The organism is Janthinobacterium sp. PSPC1-1 (genome assembly GCF_049897625.1).
Classification (GTDB): domain Bacteria; phylum Pseudomonadota; class Gammaproteobacteria; order Burkholderiales; family Burkholderiaceae_D; genus Janthinobacterium; species Janthinobacterium tructae.
Genome location: NZ_JAFCWP010000001.1, coordinates 468,066 through 486,986, shown reverse-complemented (window position 1 = coordinate 486,986; position 18,921 = coordinate 468,066). Strand labels below are relative to the sequence as shown.

Here is an 18,921-nt window from a genome sequence, read left to right as displayed (position 1 = left end):
CATCAATAAATAGACGATACCCAACAAGGAGAGGTCATGTCCCGCAACACTCTGAACACGCTCAAGGACTTTAATATTTCGGATAGCAAAAAGGGCAAGCTGTACTCCCTGCCTGCGCTGGAAAAAAGCCTGGGCATCAATGTCTCCCGCCTGCCAGTGTCGATTCGTATCGTGCTCGAATCGGTATTGCGCAACTGCGACGGCAAAAAAGTCACCGAAGAACACGTCAAGCAATTGGCGAGCTGGGGCCCGACCGCCGAGCGCACCGACGAGATCCCGTTCGTAGTGGCGCGCGTCGTGCTGCAAGACTTCACCGGCGTTCCCCTGCTGGCCGACCTGGCAGCGATGCGCAACGTGGCCGCCAAGATGGGTATCGACGCCAAGAAGATCGAGCCGCTGGTGCCGGTCGACCTGGTGGTCGACCACTCGGTGACCATCGATCACTACCGCGAAAAGAAAGCGCTGGACCTGAACATGAAACTGGAATTCTCGCGTAACAACGAGCGTTACCAGTTCATGAAATGGGGCATGCAGGCATTCGACACCTTCGGCGTCGTGCCACCAGGCTTCGGCATCGTCCACCAGGTCAACCTGGAATACCTGGCACGCGGCGTGCACCACGCAGGCAAGAAAGCCGGCGACGTGTACTACCCTGACACCCTGGTCGGCACCGACTCGCACACCACCATGATCAACGGCATCGGCGTGGTCGGCTGGGGCGTGGGCGGCATCGAGGCAGAAGCGGGCATGCTGGGCCAGCCAGTCTACTTCCTGACGCCTGACGTCATCGGCGTGAACCTGACCGGCGCGCTGCGCGAAGGCTGCACCGCCACCGATCTGGTACTGACCATCACCGAATTGCTGCGCAAAGAGAAAGTCGTCGGCAAGTTCGTCGAATTCTTCGGCGAAGGCACCGAATCGCTGACCCTGACCGACCGCGCGACGATCGCCAACATGGCACCGGAATACGGCGCGACCATGGGCTTCTTCCCGGTCGACGATGCGACCATCGATTACTTCAAGGGCACCGGCCGCAGCAAGGCTGAAATCGCCGCGTTCGAAAGCTACTTCAAGGCGCAAAACCTGTACGGTATTCCAAAAGCGGGCGACATCGACTACACCCGCGTGGTGGAACTGAACCTGGCCACGGTCGCACCGTCGCTGGCCGGCCCGAAACGCCCGCAAGACCGTATCGAAATCGGCAACGTCAAGGCGAACTTCGCCGAACTGTTCGCCAAGCCAACCTCGGAAAACGGCTTCAACAAGAATCCAGCCGACCTGAACGCCGTGTACGAAACGACGAATGGCGTGAAAGTGTCGAACGGCGACGTGCTGATCGCCGCGATCACTTCGTGCACCAACACCTCGAACCCGAGCGTGATGCTGGCTGCCGGCCTGCTGGCCAAAAAAGCCGTCGAAGCCGGCCTGAAAGTCGCGCCACACATCAAGACCTCGCTGGCGCCTGGCTCGCGCGTCGTGACCGAGTACCTGACGGCTGCCGGCCTGCTGCCGTACCTGGAAAAACTGGGCTTCGGCGTGACCGCATACGGCTGCACCACCTGTATCGGCAATGCCGGCGACCTGACGCCTGAGCTGAACGCCGCGATTGCCACGCACGACATCGTCGCGTCGGCCGTGCTGTCGGGCAACCGCAACTTCGAAGCACGTATTCACCCGAACATCCGCTCGAACTTCCTGGCCTCGCCACCGCTGGTCGTCGCCTACGCCATCGCCGGCAACATGACGCGCGACCTGATGACGGAACCTGTCGGCAAGGGCAAGGGCGGCAAGGACGTCTACCTGGGCGACATCTGGCCGACCTCGGCTGAAGTGTCGGCCATGATGAAGTTCGCCATGAACGCCAAGGTGTTCAAGGACAACTACGCGGACGTCAAGGGCGCGCCAGGCAAGCTGTGGGAAAAAGTCACCACCGTCTCCGGTCAAGTCTACAACTGGCCGAAATCGACCTACATCGCGGAACCACCGTTCTTCGACAACTTCTCGATGACGCCAGCGGCAGTGGCCACCGGCATCGAAGGCGCGCGCGCACTGGGCGTGTTCGGCGATTCCATCACCACCGACCACATCTCGCCAGCCGGTTCGATCCAGGAAAACGGTCCTGCAGGCAAATGGCTGAAGGAAAACGGCGTCCTGAAAGCGGACTTCAACTCCTACGGCTCGCGTCGCGGTAACCATGAAATCATGATGCGCGGCACGTTTGCCAACGTGCGTATCAAAAACCGCATGATCCCTGCCAAGGCAGACGGTTCGGCGGTCGAAGGCGGCATCACGATCCACCAGCCTTCCGGCGAAGAAATGTCGATCTACGACGCAGCGATGAAATATGTTGCTGAAGGTACGCCAACCATGGTCTTCGGCGGCGAAGAGTACGGTACGGGCTCGTCGCGCGACTGGGCCGCCAAAGGTACGCAACTGCTGGGCGTGAAAGCCGTGATCACCCGTTCGTTCGAGCGTATTCACCGCTCGAACCTGGTGGGCATGGGCGTGCTGCCGCTGCAATTCATCGGCGACGACAGCGTGCAAACCCTGGGCATCACCGGCAATGAAACCTTCGACCTGAAAGGCCTCGAAGGCGAAATCAAGCCACAGCAACTGGCTACCCTGGTGATCCACCGCGCCGACGGCACCAACGTCGACGTGAAAGTGCTGCTGCGCATCGATACGCCGATCGAAGTCGATTACTACAAACATGGCGGTATCCTGCCATTCGTATTGCGTCAACTGCTGGCCGAGTAATCAACCCAGCTGTAAGGCAAGATAAGAGCGCCGGTTCCGACCGGCGCTTTTTTTTCGTCCTGCTGCCCCGTTTTTACTTGAATTTTCGACTATTGGCATGATCTAAGAACAGCTTACGTATTGCGTGCGGCCGAATCCTCTACAATACGGTTATAAGGGTTTATCATTGTTTGACTGATCCATTTTTTTCACTTTCCGAGACTCTTATCCCGCTATGCGTCGTCCTTCCAAAGATTCATCCCATAAACTGACTGCCGACAGCCAGCGCCTGGTCACCTTTGCCCAGGCGATCGTACAAGCAGCCAGCCGTCTCGAAGAGCGGTCCTGGGAACACAGCCTGGATACGCAGCTCCAGAAATTACTCAAAACCGGCCACCAGGACACCATCGACAACACCCTGGGCAGCCTGTTCAAGGAAGACTTGAACGCCTACGACGTGCTGATGGACTGCGTTGAAGCCGTCAGTGAATCGACCGTCGTCACGCATGAAGACGTGCGCTACGACGCCCTGCTGGTGGCCGTGCCCATCCTCGCGTGGACGCGCTTTTCCATCGCTTCCGGCCCGATGGCCGGCGATGCGCACGGCGTATTGTCCGCGCATTTCGCCGCCCACCTGCTGGCCGATGGCACGAAGATGGCCATGGCGCCGACCCTGTACTCGATCGACCAGCTGCCGCGCAGCCACGTCGAGACGTATGTCAAGACGCAGAAGCTGGCACTGGCCGCGCTGAAAGGCACGGCCGTCAAGCCCTCAAGCAAAGAGGCGGAAACGGCGCCCTTCCTGGCCGACACGCGCTACCTGCTGGTGGCCGTGGTGGCCCCAAGCGGCGCACCGCTATTCCGCTGGCAGACGCCATCGAGCCAGCTCGACTTCATCGCCGAGCGCAGCGCCGCCCTGGAACAATGGCGCGAGCAGGCGACGCCGACCATCGCCCGCCTGTTGCCCGGCTGCGGCCTGGAACTGCTGCTGCCGGAAGCGTACTACGTGGCTTGCCGCGAAGCGGACAAGCTGATACGCCCCGTCTCCGTGCGCGCCGCCGTGCACTACCTGACGCACACCTTGGCCGTCGAGCCGTCGGAACTGCGCGCCGTCATCGCCGGCTTCGGCGAAGAAGCGGCCGATAGCCAGGTCGACGAGTACCGCATCGCCTTCACCCTGCGCCAGGCGCCGGACGTCATCTACGGCATCGTCTGGCCACTGTATGGCCAGGAAGACGAGGATGGCACGCCGATCGAAGGCCTGATCCAGGTCGGCATCGCAGCGCTGGACAAGCAAAAGACGCCCGTCGATGAAATCATCGAGCACCTGAACGCCGCCGGCGTGACGCAGATCAAGCGCCACGCGGAACGTTTTGTCGGCGAATACTGCGACGATTGCGGCGCGCCTTTGTTTGCCGACCCCGTCGGCGAGCTGGCGCATGCGGAAATGCCGGAAGATACGCCGCAGGGTACCGAGCATTTCCACTGATGCTGTAACGGTGTTGTCGGATTACGCCGTACCGGCTAATCCAACCTACGCTGCCGGTATGAGCCGTAGGTCGGATTAGCGCGCAGCGCGTAATCCGACAACACCACCAGCGCATGCAAAAAAAGGCGGAACCGAGGTTCCGCCTTTTTCATTGCAACGTCATTTACAACACCATCACCACTGTGAAAACGGGTGGCGGATCAGGTTCGCGTTGTAGTAGCGCGCATCGCCCGATACTTCTGCGCCGATCCACTCGGGTTTCTCGAAAGGCTGGTCTTCCGAAGCCAGTTCGATCTCGGCCACGATCAAACCCGCATTCGCGCCGAGGAACTCGTCGACTTCCCACAGCATGCCCGCGTGCTCGATGCGGTGGCGGACTTTTTCGATCAGCGGCTGTTCGCACAGGCCGTCGAGCAATTCGGCCGCGTCGGCCAGCGGAATCGGATACTCCCACTCGCCGCGCGTCGCGCCCACGTTCGCGCCCTTGATGGTCAGCATCGCCTGTTCGCCCTCGATGCGTACGCGCACCACGCGCTCGCGCGCGGACGACAGATAACCCTGACGCAGCAGCACCGCCTGGCCCAGGCCGCGCCAGGCATCGCCTGCCAGCAAAAATTTACGCTCGATCTCGACGCCCATGATCAACGCCGTTCAATCCAGCGACAGCAGGATAGGCTGCAGCATGGCTGCGCCCAGGGCCGCGCTGCGCGCGCCATTCCAGCCTACGCTTGGGTCCGGCAAGTCGGCGTTTTCCTTGAATGGCATTTCCAGCGTCAGCGCCAGGCAGCCGAAGTGGTGGCCGATGTACTTCGACGCCAGGGTCAGCATGTCCGACTTGTACTTGCTGGCCGCGTAGCCGAACTTGTCCTGGAAGTCGGGGCTGGCCTGCTTGTAGCGCTCGATGAAGGCTTTCTGGTGCGCCGCTTGCGCCGGCGTGAAGTTTTCCAGCATTTCATTGCCGGCCACAAAGTTATACGGCAACGCTTCGTCGCCATGGATGTCGAAAAACATGTCGACGCCCGTTTCGTGGATCTTGTTTTTCACGCACAGCACTTCCGGGCTGGACGCCAGCGAAGGCGTCATCCATTCGCGGTTCAGGTTGGCGCCAGCCGCATTCGTGCGCAGGTTGCCGCGGATGGAACCGTCCGGGTTCATGTTCGGCACGATATGGAACACGGCACGCTGCAGGAGCTTGCGCGCGATCGGATTGGCGTCATCCAGCAGCGAGTCGATCAGGCCTTCGACGAACCATTCGGCCATCGATTCGCCCGGATGCTGGCGCGCGATGACCCAGATTTTCTTTTCCGCCTGCGGGTTGCCGATGGTGACCATATTCATGTCGCGGCCGTCGACCGTGCTGCCCAGGTCGGACACGCGCGCCAGCGGATGCTCGGCCACTTCGCCCAGCAGGCGCAGATGGCGTTCCCACGAATACGGTTCGAAATACGCGTAGTACACGCTGTCGAGTTCCGGCGTATGCGAAATCGTCATGACCTGGCCGTCGAACGAGGTCGGCACGCGGAACCAGTTTTCGCTGTCGTAGCTGGCCACGGCCTGGTAGTCTTCATAGCCGGCCGGATACGTGGCCTGGCCCGCGTTCAGGATGCGCAGCGTGCATGCCTGGTCCCGCGCGCCCTGCAGGCGGAAGTGGAACCACTGATGGATATCGGCGTGGCTATCCTTGCGCAAGTTCAGGTCGATGGCGCCGGCAGTGATGGCGTTTACCACCTCGATGGCGCCCGAGTCGAAGTTCTGGCTGATTTTAATGGTCATGTAATGATCCCGTCCAAATGTAAGAGTTCCGGCGTCGCCTCGTGGGCTGGCGCCGTCGCGCTAAAAACGCAGTGTAAGCTATCCCGCTATTTTCCGCCCTTTGGCCCCGTTAGCAAAGCCTGGGCGGGCGATTTATGCACCAATCCGGGGCATCGATGGCAAAGCGCCGGGCAAAAGGGCGAAAAATCGGTGCTCTGTCGCCTCGACCGGACAAAAAACTGAATTGTAACAATGCCAGACACATTGGCAGCCCATCGCCATCCTATAATTCTTGCTTTCATTGAGTCGCCAGGAAAGAGTCGTGGACAAGAAGTTGACCAATATTCAAGAAAGAAAGCTGCGCGAGGCCCAGGCGCGGCGCGAGCACATCATCGACGTCGTGAAAGACCTCATCAAGAAGGGCGGCGCGCGCGCCGTCTCCATCCGCAAGGTGGCCGAGGCGGCCGGTTTTTCCACCACCGTCGTGTACGCCCTGTTCCGCGACAAGGCTACCCTGATCGCCCAGGCCATGGACAAGGACTTGCTGGAACTGGTGCGCGCCATGCGTGCCGCCTGCGCCAACAGCATTGACCCATGGGAACGCATCAGCCTGGTCGGCCGCGCCTACATCGAGTACGGTTTCCAGCATCCCGACGAATATTCGCTGATCTTCATGGAATTGCGCCCGCATGCTGAAATCGACGCCGTCGAAGTGGAGCACGGCAATATCGAGCAAGACCCGTACGCCTACGCGCTACACCTGTTCGGCGAACTGGCCCAGGCGGGCCAGGTGCGCCAGGACGAGCCGGCGCTGCATACGATGACGCAAATCTTCTGGCAATCGCTGCACGGCCTCGTGTCGCTGCGCATCGTCATGGATGCGGGCGACCCATGGACGCCGCACCCGGAAATGCATGCGCATATCGACGACTTGCTGGCCGTCGTCACGCAAGGCATCCGCCTGCGCTTTGCGCCGGATGCCTGACAACACCATTCGAAACCGACGAAAAAAAGGCAGGCGCGGTACTGCACCGCCCTGCCCTGCCCTGTCTTGCTGTTAGCGCAGCTTGCTACGCTGCCAGCATGCTCTGCGTTTCCTGGTAGCGCGTATGCCACGACAGCGCCTGCTCCAGGAGGTGCGGCGTGTGGCCGCCGCGCTGGCATGCCGCGTCAAAATACGCGCGCAATTGATCGCGGTAGTCGGGATGCGTGCAGCGCTCGATGATCAGCGGCGCCCGCTCGCGCGGCGCCAGGCCACGCAAGTCCGCATAGCCCCACTCCGTCACCAGCACGTCGACGTCATGTTCCGTATGGTCCACATGCGAAACCATCGGCACGACGCTGGAAATGCGTCCGCCCTTGGCCGCCGATTTCGACACGAACATCGATACTTGCCCATTGCGCGCAAAGTCGCCCGAGCCGCCGATGCCGTTCATCATGTGCGTGCCGCACACGTGGGTGGAATTGACGTTGCCGTAGATATCGAATTCCAGCGCCGTGTTCAGGGCGATGATGCCCAGCCGGCGCACGATTTCCGGATGGTTGCTGATCTCTTGCGGGCGCAGCACGATCTTCGAGCGGTAATGGTCGATATTGTCCATCAGCTTCTGGTGCACGGCGGCCGACAGGGTAATCGACGAGGCCGAGGCAAACGCCAGCTGGCCCGAATCGAGCAGCTCGATGGCGCTGTCCTGCAGCACTTCCGAATACATCGTCATGTTCTGGAAGGGCGAGCCGATCAGGCCATGCAGCACGGCGTTGGCGATGGTGCCGATGCCTGCCTGCAGGGGCAGCAATTCCGGACCCATGCGCCCGGCCGCCACTTCGCCTTCGAGGAAGGCGATCACGTGGCCGGCAATCGCCTGCGTTTCCGCGTCGGGCGGCAAGGCGTTCGACGGGCTGTCGGGGCTGTCCGTGATGACGATGGCGGCGATGCGGGCCGGATCGATGGCAATGGCCGTGCTGCCCAGGCGCTGGTCGACGCGCGTGAGGGGTATCGGTTCGCGCCCTGGCAAGGCCTGGGGCACATAGATGTCGTGCAAGCCTTCCAGCGCCAGCGGCGTGGACAGGTTGATTTCGATGATGACCTGCGTTGCCTGCTGGGCGAAGGCGGCGGAGTTGCCCACCGACATGGTCGGGATGATGGCGCCGGCCGCCGTGATGGCCGTCGCTTCGATGACGGCGATATCGACGGCGGCCAAGTTACCCGAACGCAACTGCTCGGCTGTTTCCGACAGATGCTGGTCGATGAACATGACTTCGCCGTTATTGATCTTGCCGCGCAAGACCGGGTCGACCTGGAACGGCATGCGGCGCGCCAGCACGCCCGCCTCGGCCATCAGGCCGTCGCTGCCATTGCCCAGCGAGGCGCCCGTGATCAGGGTCAGGCTCAATGGATCTTGCAGGGCGCGCTCGGCCAACGCGCGCGGCAGGGCCTTGGCGTCGCCGGCACGGGTGAACCCGCTCATGCCGACACGCATGCCGTTGTGGAACAATTTGGCTGCCTCATCGGCGCTCATGATTTTGCTGAGCAAGCCTGGGTGGCGGATACGGTCCTCGTACATCGTGATGCTCCTGATATTCTTAATATTCTCAAACTGGATGGCTGTCATACACCAACCCCATAAGTGGATTCAGTATAAAATCCCGATTACATGCATGGCATGAATTAATTTCGCCAAACCCAGTCGATATTTTCATGCTTCGCCGAGGCGAGCCCCATCTTGGATATCCGTTCCCTGCGCTATTTTGTCGAAACCGTGCGTCTGTCGAGCTTTACGCAGGCGGCAGAATCGCTGCACCTGACCCAGTCGACCATCAGCAAGATGGTGCGCCAGCTGGAAGAGGAAGTGGGCGCCCAGCTGCTGGTGCGCGACGGGCGCAAGCTGACGCTCACCGACACGGGCCGCATCGTCTACCAGCACGGCCAGGAAATGCTGGCGAACATGCGCCAGCTGACCCTGGAAGTGCGCGACACCCAGACCTTGCAGCGCGGCAGCCTGACGGTCGGCATCCCGCCCATGATCAATGTGCTGTTCACGCCCGTATTGAAGGCCTTCCGCGCGCGCCATCCGCACATCAGCCTGACCCTGCAGGAAGACACGGGCCAGCAGATCGAGCGCAAGGTGGCGGCCGGCGAGCTGGAAATCGGCATGACGGTGCTGCCGGCGGACCCGGAACTCGATCTCGTGGCCGTGGAAGTGGCCAGCTACCCGATCTGGGCCCTGGCCGAACCGGGCACGTTCCAGAAAAACCGCACGACACTACCCTTCAAGGCGCTGGCCGAGCTGCCGCTGGTGCTGTTAAAAGATGATTTCGCCCTCACGCGCAGCCTGCGCCAGCATTTCGCGCAGGCGGGCTTCACGCCGACGATTGCGGCGCAGAGCGGCCAGTGGGACTGGCTGGTGGCGATGGCCTCGGCCGGCCTGGGCGTGGCCCTGCTGCCCGAGCCGTTCATCCACCGCCTGGCTGGCGAACCTCTGGAGGCGGTGCGCCTCGTCGAACCGGAAGTGGCATGGCAGGTGGCGCACGTCTGGAGCGGGCGCTATCTGTCGCACGCGGCGCGCGCCTGGCTCGAGGTGTGCCAGGACGTGCTGGGCACGCAGTTCGCGCACTGACGTAAAAAAGGGTGGCCGAGGCCACCCTTTATATTGATAACGCTACCTTGCTTACTTGGCGTCGTCGTTGTACATGCTGGCGTATTTCCAGCCGAAGTACAGAATAAACGTGTAGCACAGGGCCGGCACGAGGAAGGACAGCTGCAGGTTGATGTGGTCGGCCAGGAAGCCCTGGATGAACGGCACGATGGCGCCGCCGACGATGGCCATGCACAGGATGCCCGAACCTTGTCCCGTTTGCGCACCCAGCTTGTTCAGGGCCATGCTGAAGATGGTCGGGAACATGATGGAGTTGAACAGGCCGACGGCAATCAATGCCCACATGGCCGTGTGACCACTGGAGAATACGGCGACGAGGATCAGCGCGATGACGATGGCAGCATTGAAGGCCAGGGTCTTGCCCGGGCTGACATAGCGCATCACGGCAAAGCCGACGAAGCGGCCCAGCATGGCGCCACCCCAGTAATAGCTGACGAAATAGGCGGCGTCGGCGTGGCTCAGGCCTGCGATATGGCTCTCGCCGAGGAAGTTAATCAGGAAGCTGCCGATGCTGACTTCACCGCCCACATACAGGAAGATGGCCAGCGCGCCCAGCACCAGGTGGCGGTGCGACCAGATCGAGACCTTGTGGCCAGCCTGCGCCAGGGCGGCCGCATCGTCGGCATGCGAAATCTTCGGCAATTTTGCCAGCGCGAACAGCACCGCCAGGATCACCAGGGTGGCGGCCAGCACCAGGTACGGGCCTTGCACGGAAGCGGCTTCCTTGGCGCGGTAAGCCAGTTGCTCGGCCGCTGGCAGCAGGTCGAACTGCTGCACCGTCAGCACGGTGCCCGACAGAATCAGCATGCCGCCCAAGGCCGGTGCCACGGTGGTGCCCAGCGCATTGAAGGCCTGCGTCAGGGTCAAACGGCTCGACGCCGTCTGCGGGTCGCCCAGTTCCGTCACGTAGGGATTGGCCGCCACCTGCAGCACGGTGATGCCGGCCGCCAGGATGAAGAAGGACAGCAGGAACAGCGCATAGCTGCCGGTGGATGCGGGGTAGAACATGGCGCAGCCGGCGGCCGCGATCAGCAAGCCCGCGACAACGCCGCGCTGGTAGCCGATTTTCTTGATCAGCATGCCGGCCGGCAACGAGACGATGGCGTAGGCGCCAAAGAAGCAGAACTGCACCAGCATCGCCTGAACATAGGTCAAGGTGTAGATCGAGCGCAGATGGGGAATCAGCACATCATTAAGCGAGGTCAGCAGTCCCCACATGAAAAACAGCACCGTGACAATGATCAGGGCGCCTGTATTGTTTTGCGTGCCGGCCTGTGCGCGCGGTGCGCCTAGGCCCTGCTTTACGTGTTCCATACTTTCTCCATTGTTCTATCCAAGATTGTCGTGCCCTGCCCCGGCCCATCGCTTGCGTGGGCACCGCCAGGCAGCGGTAGCGTTCGTGTTTGAAAGCAACATCTTCGCAAGGCCGAGCGCGTAGTAAAACTACCTTGCTGCGGCCGCATTATGCCCGAAAGGCCCCGGATTGCGCAGGTTTCCCATCAGTTATTTGATAATTGAATAGCTGACATTCGAAATCAAAAGTAGCCTTATAACTTGAAACCGCTATACTTATATTGCAGTGCAGCACAACGCGGCACGCCACTCAAAGGAGTCTGCCATGTCTACCGCATTTACTTACCACACCACGCAAAACAGCAATATCATCGCCACCCTGGTGCACGCCGCGAAGCGCGTCGGTGCCTGGCTGAACCACAGCAGCGACCGCCGCGAACGCGCTTACGAAGAAGCCTACCTGGCCGAATCGACCGACCGCTACGACCTGGAATACCGCATGCGCGAACTGGCCCGTGCCAACCCGCAGCCTAGCTGGATGAGCGGCCTGAGCCGTTGAATGTCGCAATACCCAGCCACGCATCGCAGCCAATCGTCGGCTGTTGCAATATCCATAGCGCCATCCTGCTCGCCTTGCGCTTGAGCACAGGATGGGCTATACAGGCGCAATGAAAACGCCCATTACCATCCTTGCCATCGCCGGCAGCCTGCGCGCCGCTTCCCTGAACACCGCCCTGCTGCACGCCATCGCCCGGCTTGCCCCAGCGGAATATGCCATCCGCATCTATCCGGGACTGGGAGAATTACCCCTGTTCAATCCCGACCTCGACGCCGACAGCCTGCCGGCCGTGACGGGCCTGCGCGACGCCATCCTGGCGGCCGACGTGCTGCTGCTGGCCAGCCCCGAGTACGCGCACGGCGTGAGCGGCCCGATGAAAAACGCGCTGGACTGGATGGTGGGAAATGAATCATTCATCGACAAGCCGCTGGTGCTGCTGAACGCCTCGCCGCGCGCCACGCATGCGCAGGCGGCCTTGCGCGAAACGGTGCGCACCATGTCGGCGCGCCTGATCGACGAGGCCTGCATCAGCCTGCCTTTACTGGGCTCGGGTCTCGATGCCGACGGCATCGCTGCGGACCCGGCATTGCGCCGGGCCATCCTCAATATGCTGCAGTGCATCAGGTCATTTTCATGACCTGATGCACGTTTCACTATCAGTTCATCTAGTTTTACTACGTACTTCTACGGAACGCTCAGTGCGGGATCATGCCGGTGAAAACGTAGGCCTGCAGCATGGTGATGATGCCGATGATCACGGCAAACAACAGGCTGTGCTTCAAGGTAAAGCGGAACAGGTCCGATTCCTTGCCCACCAGGCCCGTTGCGGCGCAGGCGACGGCGATCGATTGGGGCGAGATCATCTTCGCCGTCACGCCGCCCGTCGTATTGGCCGCCACCAGCAAGGTGTCGGACACGCCGATCTGGTGCGCCGTGGTGTTTTGCAAGGAGCAGAACAAGGCGTTCGAGGACGTGTCGGAACCCGTCAGGAAGACGCCCAGCCAGCCGAGGAATGGCGAGAAGAACGGGAAGGCGGCGCCGCTGCCGGCCAGCAGCAGGGCCAGGGTGGACGACATGCCCGAGTAATTGGCAACGAAGGCAAACGCCAGCACCAGGCCAATCGACAGCACGGGACGGCGCAATTCCACCACGGTTTCCACGAAGGCCTTGATGCCATCGCGCGGCTTCATGCGCAGCATCAGCATCGACAGCACGGCCGTCAGCAAGATCGCCGTGCCCACAGCCGACAGCAGGTCCAGCTTGAACACGGCGTCATACGCCTTCGGCACTGTCACGATGGGCATGCTCTTGATCACCAGCTGGTCCAGGTACGGCACGTGGATCTTGATGACCAGGCTCGATAGCGCCCCGCCGGCGGCAAACAGGGCCTTGAAGCCGGGCAGGCTCCACACGGTGACGATGGCCGTCAACAGGCCGAACGGCGCCCACGCGCGCATGGTCTGCGCCATCGTATAGGGCGAGGCGGCGCGGTTACCGCTGCCGCGCACGTCCGCATTACCTGCGCCGCCGCCAAAACCGGACAGCGCGGCCGTGCCGCCGCCGACGGCATGGGCCACTTTCGCATTCTTCGGCTGCCACACTTTCAGGAACAAGGTCAGCGACACCAGGCTGACGAGGGCCGAAGTGATGTCCGGCAGTTCAGGGCCGATATGGTTGGACGTGAAGTACTGGGTCACGGCAAAGCTCAAACCCGTCACCAGCGCGGCCGGCCATACTTCGCGCACGCCGCGGAAACCATCCATCATGAACACCAGCCAGAACGGCACCAGCAGCGACAGCAGCGGCAACTGGCGGCCCGCCATGGCGCCGATCAGGAACGGGTCGATGCCCGTCACCTGGCCCGCCACGATGATGGGGATGCCCATGGCGCCAAAGGCCACGGGCGCCGTGTTGGCGATCAGACACAGGCCCGCCGCGTACAACGGGTTGAAGCCCAAGCCCACCAGCAGCGCCGAGGTGATGGCCACGGGCGCGCCGAAACCGGCCGCCCCTTCCAGGAAGGCGCCGAAGGCAAAGCCGATCAGCAGCACCTGCAGGCGCTGGTCGTCCGTGACCGACAGCACGGAGGCGCGGATGATGTCGATCTGCCCCGTCTTGACGACAATTTTATACAGGAAGACGGCGGTGACGATGATCCAGGCGATCGGCCACAAGCCGTAGGCGAAGCCATAGCCGGCCGCCGCCAGCGCCTGCGGCACGGGCATGCCGTAGGCGAAAATCGCCACGGCCAGCGCCAGCGCCAGGGTGACAGCGGCCGCCACGTGGCCCTTGATGCGTAGCGCCGCCAGGGCGATGAAGAAGAAGATGATGGGCACGGCTGCCGCCAGTGACGACAGCCACAAGCTGCCGAGCGGGGTGTAAAGTTGGGTCCAGGTTTGCATGTCGGGTCTCCTCCGGTGGATGCGGGTTAAGTGAAAAAACGGCTTTTGATGTAATTTTGTGTAGCGTGTTTTTTGCGGTATGGCGGAGCGTCGCTATTCTTCCTGCCCGCGCGCATTGAGCAGGTCGGCCAGGCTGCGCGGCGCCGGCGTCAACGGCTTGCGGTGCTGCGTCCAGCCCAGTTGCGCGCGCGGCGTCAGCAGCCGCAGGCGCGTGGCGGCCCAGCGGAACAGGCGGTAGCTGGCAGGGCGCGCAAAGGCGCCGCTCCAGAAACGCCAGATCAGGCTTTCGCCGCGACTGAACTTGGCGCCCTGGCCGCGCAACGGATGCGTCACTTCCTCATGCGGATTGCGGTTGGCCTCCGTGCGCAGGCGCACCAGCAACTGCGGAATCGGGATGCGCACGGGGCACACCTCGCCGCAGGCGCCGCACAGGCTCGACGCGGTGGCCAGGTCGGCCGTCGCGTCCAGCCCCAGCAAGTGCGGCGAAATGATCTTGCCGATCGGTCCCGGATACGTGGTGCCATAGGCGTGGCCGCCGATGCGCGTGTAGACGGGACAGTGGTTCATGCAGGCGCCGCAGCGTATGCATTGCAGGGTGGCGCGCAGCTGCTCGTCCGCGTAGGCCTGGCTGCGGCCGTTATCGAGCAAGACCAGGTGCACTTCGCGCGGCCCATCCTTTTCACCGTCGCGGCGCGGGCCGGAAATCAGGTTGAAATAGGTGGTGATGGCTTGCCCCGTGGCCGAGCGCGTCAGCAAGCTGGCCAGCGGCACGATGTGTTCGAGCTTGGCCACCACTTTTTCCATGCCCATGATGGCGATGTGCACCTCCGGCACGGACGTGGTCAGGCGGCCATTGCCCTCGTTTTCCACCAGCCACAGGGTGCCCGTGTCGGCCGCCGCGAAATTCACGCCCGACAGGCCGATGTCGGCCTCGACGAAGGCCTGGCGCAGCGCGCGCCGGCCCGTCTGGATCAGGCTGTCGACGTCTTCCGTGTAGGGCGCGTCGGGAATGTGCTCGGCGAACAGGCCGGCGATGTCCGCCTTGGTCTTGTGTATCGCCGGCATGACGATGTGCGACGGCTTTTCGCCGGCCAGCTGCACGATGTACTCGCCCATGTCCGACTCCAGGCAGGTCATGCCGCGCGCTTCCATGTAGTGATTGAGCTCGATCTCCTCGCTGGCCATCGACTTGCCCTTGATGAAGCGCGTCGCCTGGTTGCGCTGCGCGATGGCATGGATGATGGCGTTGGCCTGCTCGCCATCCTCGGCCCAGTGCACCTGCACGCCGGCCGCCGTCAACTTGTCTTCCAGCTGCACCAGTAGATCGGGCAGGCGCGCCAGCGCGTGCTGGCGCACGGCTTCGCCGATGTCGCGCAGGCGTTCCAGCTCGTCGCCGTCGGGGAACTGGGCGCTGCGCTTGTCCTGCAAAAAATCCATGGCGCCGCGAAAGCTCTGGCGCAGCTTCGGATCGTCCAGCGCGGCGCGGGCACGCGCGTGGAAGTCTGCCGGTTTGACGAATTGCAAGGGCTTGGCGTTCATGGCTGGCCTCCTTCATGGGCTGACAGATCATCGATGATCAGCACCCACAGCCAGCGCGGGCCGTGCGCGCCATAGGCGAGGGTTTGCTGGATATCGGAGGTTTTCGAGGGGCCCGACACCAGCACCAGGTTCGCTGGCATGCCGTCGGCCCAGCGCTCGGCGCGCGCCGCCGCATGCAGATCCGCGTGCAGCGTGCTGGTGTATACAAGGCAAATGTGCAGCGATGGCGCCAGCGACACCGTGCGCGGCGTGGCCGCGTCGGGCGCGATGACCAGGGTGCCCGTGGCGGCGATGCCGGAACGCGCGACGGTGAAACCCGCATCGACGCTGTCGAACAATTCACCCTTCCACTGCGCCAGCGGACGCTCAAAAGACAGCGTTTCCACGCCAGCGGGCAAAGCGGCGCGCAAGGCCTGCCCTTCGGCACTGGCGCTATCGATCAGCAGGCGGCGCACGCCGTGCGCACCGAGGCGCTGCGCCAGCAGGGCGGGCCAGGCATCGCTACTCACGCAATCGACTTGCGCATGCGAGGCGCGCAGGGCCGCCTGCATGGCGTCGAGCTCCTGGCGCGGCGACTGCGGCGCTGCAGCGCGGCGCGCCTGGTAATGGCTGTCGATGGCCGTATCGATGGCCTCCACCGCTGCGGGCGCGGAAGGCGCGGCGGCACGCAGGCGTCCCAGCATGCGTTCGCGGGCAGTCAATGCCGTACTCATGCCGCACCTCCCGTGCGGCGCCACAAAAAGCTGGCCAGGTGCTCGACGGGCAGCGGTGCGCCCTGGTGCTGCGCGGCGTGGCCGATATTGAGCAGGCAGCCGCAGTCGGCCGAGACGAGCCGGTCACAGCCCGTGGCGCAGGCCGAGGCGATCTTGTCGCTGACCATGGCGCCGGAAATGTCCGGGTGTTTCAATGAAAACGTGCCGCCAAAACCGCAGCATTCCGATTCGCGCTGGTGCTCGATGCGCGTCACGCCGGGCAAGGCGTCGACCAGCGCCACACCATGCAGCCGGGTGCCCATTTCGCGGCGCGCGCCGCACGAGGTATGCAGCACCACGCTTTCATCCGCCTGCGCGGCGGCGGCCATGCCGGCCAGGTCGAGTTGCAGTACGCAGACAAGAAATTCGCTCAGTTCATACACGCGTTCGGCCAGTTCCAGCGCCTTGGGACCGGCCACGGGGTCATCCTGGAACAGCTGCGGCCAGTGGTGGCGCATCATGCCGGCACAGGAGCCGGACGGCACGATCACGGGCCACGGTTGCGCAAACAGGTCGAGCTGGGCACGCGCCACGGCACGCGCCTGCTCCGGGTTGCCGCTGCTGTAGGCAGGCTGGCCGCAGCAGCTCTGGCCGCGCGGGTAATGCACCAGCAAGCCTTCCCGCTCCAGCAGGCGCACCGCGTCGAGCCCAGCCTGCGGCACGAACAGGTCGACCAGGCAGGTGGCGAACAGGTACACCTGGAGCGGTGCGGGTGGGTAGTGGCGTGGCTGGCGCGGGTCTGGCTGCATGAGTGTGTCTCCCCGGCGCTCTGTGTGTTGCTGCGGCGCCGCTGTGTGTTGTTAAGAATGACTGGTTCACGCATAATTCCAGCTTCTTCGAGCCACTTCAAATTGCTCGGACCACTTGAAAACAACAAACGAGACAACAGCGATGGCGACAGGCATGCAAACGCGGGGCAGGGTCGAAACGGTGATGCGCAGGCTGGAGACGGCCCTGCTGGACGGCAGCTTGCCGGCGGGCGCGCAGCTGCCAGCCGAGCGCCTGCTGGCGCTGCAATACGGGGTCTCGCGCAATACCGTGCGCGAAGCGGTGCAGCGGCTGGCGGCGCGCGGGCTGGTGCGCAGCCGGCGCGGCGCTGGTGTCTTTGTGACGGATCAATTACGCACCGGCATGGCTTCGCCGTGGAGCCAGCTGGTGGCCGACCACCCCGCCCTGCGCGACGACATCCTGGAATTTCGCCGCGTGCTGGAAGGGGCGACGGCCTATTTTGCGGCGCAACGGGCCAGCACGGACGAGCGCACGCAGATCATGGCGCTGCTGGCCGAGCTGGAACAGGCGCGCGCCAGCGACGACAAGCACGGCGAAGCGCAGGCCGACGCGCGGCTGCACGAAGTCATCGCGCAAGCGTCGCACAACACCATGTTTTTACACTTGCACACCAGCATCATCGGCATGCTGCGCGAACATATCACCCTCAATGGCACGGGCTTGCGCCAGCAGGACGACGCCACCTCGCTGCAACTGCTGTCGCAGCACCGCACCCTGTGCGAGGCCATCTGCGCCAGCCAGCCCGAGGAAGCGCGCACGGCCATGCAAAGCCACATCGATTTCGTGCGCACGCGCGTCACCAGCGACGAATAAGGCGACTGGTAGGACCAATTTGATATGCAGCATGGCGGGGCAATGCGTCGTGGCTTGTCGCAGGGGCGGGCAAGAATGGGGGCCCGATTCGCTATCCGACAGGTTTCCATGCATTTGCACCATGCCACTGACGCTATCCGCGGGCCTGCGCCGCATTCCTTACTGGCCCTGCATGCCGGCGCCAGCGCCATCTTTGCCGTCGCGCTGTTGCCACCGGCCGGCTGGCCGCTGGCCCTGGCCTGCTGCCTGGCCATCCTGGCCATGCTGCTGCGGGCCTGGCGCGCATCAGCATCACAGCCTGGCCGCAGCACCGCCTCCGGCAGCGCGCTGCTGGCGCTGGACCTGGCCGTATTCCTGCTCTGCTATGCCTTGCGCGAAACCGATGCCGGCTGGCATGCGGCCGCCTTTTGCATCCTGCTCGCCGCTCCCTATGCCGGCATCACGCGGCACCTGCTGGGCGGCGCCAGCCTGGCCATCGTGGCGAGCCTGGCCTGGCTCGGCCTGCAGGACGAACTCCAGGCCGGCAGCGCCGCCACTTTGCTGCTGCTCAACCTGACCGGCCTCTGTGCCGGCCATGGCCAGCAGCGCCAGCACCGCGAGCACTTGCTGCAACACGCCATCCTCGCCGAACAGGCCGTGCGGGACCACCTGACCGGCTGCTACAACCGCCGCTACCTCGATGAACACTTGCTGGGCGCCGAACTTGCACGTTCACAACGCCATGGCCTGTGCCTGACGGCCATCCTGTGCGATCTCGACCACTTCAAGCGCATCAACGACGCCCACGGCCATGCCGCAGGCGATGCCGTGCTGCGCACCTTTGCCACCCTGCTCGGCAACGCCACGCGCCGTGGCATCGACAGCGTGGTGCGCCACGGCGGCGAGGAGTTCCTGCTGATCCTGCCCGAAACGGACCTGGCTGGCGGCGTGCGCCTGGCCGAACGTCTGCGCGACGGCCTGGTACAGCACATCGGGACAACGGCCAGCTTCGGCGTCGCCTCCCTCGCGTGCGCACCCGGCAGCGAGGCGCCCGGCGCCGCCGCCCTCGTCGCGGCGGCCGACCGCCTGCTGTACCAGGCCAAGCACGCGGGACGCAATTGCGTCAGGGCGACCATGCTCGACACCCTGTAATTGCCATCGA

At 63.4% G+C, this 18,921-nt stretch carries 16 protein-coding genes; 8 read left to right on the top strand and 8 right to left on the bottom strand.

The features are described 5' to 3' along the window. Positions 1 to 36 precede the first annotated feature (36 nt). Together acnA and ACP7EG_RS02120 are read left to right on the top strand one after the other, a co-directional pair. Complete coding sequence (gene acnA / locus ACP7EG_RS02125; RefSeq protein WP_426086240.1) at positions 37 to 2,757, top strand: aconitate hydratase AcnA; 2,721 nt, start codon at positions 37 to 39, stop codon at positions 2,755 to 2,757. Between the two features lie 214 nt (positions 2,758 to 2,971). Further along, complete coding sequence (locus ACP7EG_RS02120; RefSeq protein WP_426086239.1) at positions 2,972 to 4,225, top strand: DUF2863 family protein; 1,254 nt, start codon at positions 2,972 to 2,974, stop codon at positions 4,223 to 4,225. Between the two features lie 174 nt (positions 4,226 to 4,399). On the opposite strand, the gene ACP7EG_RS02115 is transcribed toward ACP7EG_RS02120, so the two are convergent. Together ACP7EG_RS02115 and ACP7EG_RS02110 are read right to left on the bottom strand one after the other, a co-directional pair. Beyond that, positions 4,400 to 4,864, bottom strand: coding sequence for a CYTH domain-containing protein (locus tag ACP7EG_RS02115; protein WP_426086238.1), 465 nt, complete (start codon positions 4,862 to 4,864; stop codon positions 4,400 to 4,402). 12 nt (positions 4,865 to 4,876) lie between these two features. Further along, a complete protein-coding gene (locus ACP7EG_RS02110) occupies positions 4,877 to 5,998 on the bottom strand; it encodes a M14 family metallopeptidase (protein WP_426086237.1) in 1,122 nt (373 codons plus the stop codon). A 301-nt stretch (positions 5,999 to 6,299) separates the two neighbouring features. On the opposite strand from ACP7EG_RS02110, the gene ACP7EG_RS02105 reads away from it, so the two are divergent. Beyond that, positions 6,300 to 6,962 carry a TetR/AcrR family transcriptional regulator gene (locus tag ACP7EG_RS02105; RefSeq protein WP_426086236.1) on the top strand — a complete coding sequence of 221 codons (663 nt, stop codon included), beginning with the start codon at positions 6,300 to 6,302 and terminating at the stop codon, positions 6,960 to 6,962. Positions 6,963 to 7,047: 85 nt separating this feature from the next. Here ACP7EG_RS02105 and ACP7EG_RS02100 read toward each other — a convergent pair whose 3' ends face one another. Next, positions 7,048 to 8,541 (bottom strand): acetyl-CoA hydrolase/transferase family protein, encoded by a 1,494-nt coding sequence (locus tag ACP7EG_RS02100; protein WP_426086235.1) that lies wholly within the window; start codon positions 8,539 to 8,541, stop codon positions 7,048 to 7,050. Positions 8,542 to 8,700: 159 nt separating this feature from the next. Here ACP7EG_RS02100 and ACP7EG_RS02095 point away from each other — a divergent pair, with 159 nt between their 5' ends. Further along, positions 8,701 to 9,594 carry a LysR substrate-binding domain-containing protein gene (locus tag ACP7EG_RS02095; RefSeq protein ID WP_426086234.1) on the top strand — a complete coding sequence of 298 codons (894 nt, stop codon included), beginning with the start codon at positions 8,701 to 8,703 and terminating at the stop codon, positions 9,592 to 9,594. Positions 9,595 to 9,645: 51 nt separating this feature from the next. On the opposite strand, the gene fucP is transcribed toward ACP7EG_RS02095, so the two are convergent. Then, positions 9,646 to 10,947, bottom strand: a complete 1,302-nt coding sequence (gene fucP, locus ACP7EG_RS02090; protein ID WP_426086233.1) for an L-fucose:H+ symporter permease — start codon at positions 10,945 to 10,947, stop codon at positions 9,646 to 9,648. A 304-nt stretch (positions 10,948 to 11,251) separates the two neighbouring features. On the opposite strand from fucP, the gene ACP7EG_RS02085 reads away from it, so the two are divergent. Beyond that, positions 11,252 to 11,485: a DUF3563 family protein gene (locus ACP7EG_RS02085; protein WP_096236965.1), complete on the top strand. Its 234-nt coding sequence runs from the start codon at positions 11,252 to 11,254 to the stop codon at positions 11,483 to 11,485. A 109-nt stretch (positions 11,486 to 11,594) separates the two neighbouring features. Continuing rightward, positions 11,595 to 12,122 (top strand): NADPH-dependent FMN reductase, encoded by a 528-nt coding sequence (locus ACP7EG_RS02080; protein ID WP_426086232.1) that lies wholly within the window; start codon positions 11,595 to 11,597, stop codon positions 12,120 to 12,122. Positions 12,123 to 12,180: 58 nt separating this feature from the next. Here the strand turns inward: ACP7EG_RS02080 and ACP7EG_RS02075 are convergent, their stop codons facing one another. From ACP7EG_RS02075 to ACP7EG_RS02060, 4 genes are all read right to left on the bottom strand, one after another. Then, complete coding sequence (locus tag ACP7EG_RS02075) at positions 12,181 to 13,887, bottom strand: lactate permease LctP family transporter (RefSeq protein WP_096236968.1); 1,707 nt, start codon at positions 13,885 to 13,887, stop codon at positions 12,181 to 12,183. A gap of 93 nt (positions 13,888 to 13,980) precedes the next feature. Beyond that, positions 13,981 to 15,426, bottom strand: coding sequence for a LutB/LldF family L-lactate oxidation iron-sulfur protein (locus ACP7EG_RS02070; protein ID WP_426086231.1), 1,446 nt, complete (start codon positions 15,424 to 15,426; stop codon positions 13,981 to 13,983). Continuing rightward, positions 15,423 to 16,139 (bottom strand): LutC/YkgG family protein, encoded by a 717-nt coding sequence (locus tag ACP7EG_RS02065; protein WP_426086230.1) that lies wholly within the window; start codon positions 16,137 to 16,139, stop codon positions 15,423 to 15,425. Before ACP7EG_RS02065 ends, ACP7EG_RS02070 begins: the two co-directional genes overlap by 4 nt. Continuing rightward, positions 16,136 to 16,927, bottom strand: a complete 792-nt coding sequence (locus ACP7EG_RS02060) for a (Fe-S)-binding protein (RefSeq protein ID WP_426086229.1) — start codon at positions 16,925 to 16,927, stop codon at positions 16,136 to 16,138. The genes ACP7EG_RS02065 and ACP7EG_RS02060 overlap by 4 nt, the downstream gene beginning before the upstream one ends. A 154-nt stretch (positions 16,928 to 17,081) precedes the next feature. On the opposite strand from ACP7EG_RS02060, the gene ACP7EG_RS02055 reads away from it, so the two are divergent. Together ACP7EG_RS02055 and ACP7EG_RS02050 are read left to right on the top strand one after the other, a co-directional pair. Continuing rightward, positions 17,082 to 17,780 carry a FadR/GntR family transcriptional regulator gene (locus ACP7EG_RS02055; RefSeq protein WP_257225021.1) on the top strand — a complete coding sequence of 233 codons (699 nt, stop codon included), beginning with the start codon at positions 17,082 to 17,084 and terminating at the stop codon, positions 17,778 to 17,780. 108 nt (positions 17,781 to 17,888) lie between these two features. Beyond that, positions 17,889 to 18,911, top strand: coding sequence for a diguanylate cyclase (locus tag ACP7EG_RS02050; protein ID WP_426086228.1), 1,023 nt, complete (start codon positions 17,889 to 17,891; stop codon positions 18,909 to 18,911). The last annotated feature ends 10 nt before the right edge of the window (positions 18,912 to 18,921 follow it).